A 343-nucleotide genomic window follows, 5' to 3' on the forward strand; every position below is an offset into this window, starting at 1 on the left:
TGAGAACAAAGAACCCAGAGGATATGCTTAGAACTGACGGCGATGAAAACCGTTTCGGTATCAAATCTAGCTACACTTCTGCTGATGAACAGTTTAAGAACACCCTTTCTTGGGCCATGCGTAAAGATAAGCTAGAAACTATTGTAATGGCGACATACGCTCAAGGTCATGAAACAGAAACTCACTCGTCGGGCTCTAATGTTGAAGGTCCAGATCGCGGTGCTGCTAACCCTGCAGAAACGGAACTAAGTAACTTCTTAGCAAAAGCATTTTACAATGTATCTGATTCCAATAAGATTGGCCTAACGGTAGAACATTATCAGCGTCAATATGATGAAGATGA

Annotated in this window: 1 pseudogene; it reads left to right on the forward strand. The window is 42.0% G+C overall.

The features are described 5' to 3' along the window. Nucleotides 1-343, forward strand: a pseudogene (locus tag A3712_RS21495) (TonB-dependent hemoglobin/transferrin/lactoferrin family receptor); the annotation flags it as partial.

Origin of the sequence: Vibrio sp. HI00D65 (genome assembly GCF_001635455.1) — a bacterium.
Lineage (GTDB): Bacteria > Pseudomonadota > Gammaproteobacteria > Enterobacterales > Vibrionaceae > Vibrio.